We start from the raw sequence: 532 nt of genomic DNA on the forward strand, positions 1-532 counted from the left end.
GTTCTCCGCAACGCTCATGTTGGGGATCAGCCCGGTCAGACGTTCGCCTGGCACGTAGCAGATACCCTGCTCGATACGGAGGCGTGGGGGGGAATGGGTAACCTCCTGACCACCCAGCAGGACACGCCCGGCCAGCACCGGACGCAGCCCGACCAGGGCTTCGGCCAGTTCGCGCTGCCCGTTGCCAGCCACTCCGGCAATTCCCACAATCTCCCCGGCGGCGACGTTCAGGGAAACATCTTTCACAGCCGGTAAGCCCTTGTCGCCAAGGACATGCAGGCCTTCGACCTGAAGGATAGTCTGCCCGGGCTGCGCTGGCTTCTTGTCCAGCCGAAACAGCATCTCGTGACCGACCATCAACCGGGCCAGTTCACGCTCGTCGGTCTGGCCCGTCTTCAAGGTGGCCACCACCTTACCCTGGCGCAACACAGTAACCTGATCGCTGATGGCCATGACCTCCTCCAATTTGTGGGTGATAAAGATCACGGTATGCCCCTCGGTCGCCATGTGCCGGAGCGTGGTCAACAACTCT

General features: G+C 62.0%; 1 protein-coding gene. It reads right to left on the bottom strand.

Annotated features, from left to right (window positions below):
* A partial coding sequence (locus HW443_RS12840; RefSeq protein ID WP_176238404.1) for an ATP-binding cassette domain-containing protein occupies positions 1–453 on the bottom strand: 453 nt, incomplete at its 3' end.
* Between the last annotated feature and the right edge of the window lie 79 nt (positions 454–532).

This window comes from Candidatus Hakubella thermalkaliphila (assembly GCF_013281975.1).
In the GTDB taxonomy this organism is placed as follows: Bacteria; Actinomycetota; Humimicrobiia; order Hakubellales; family Hakubellaceae; genus Hakubella; species Hakubella thermalkaliphila.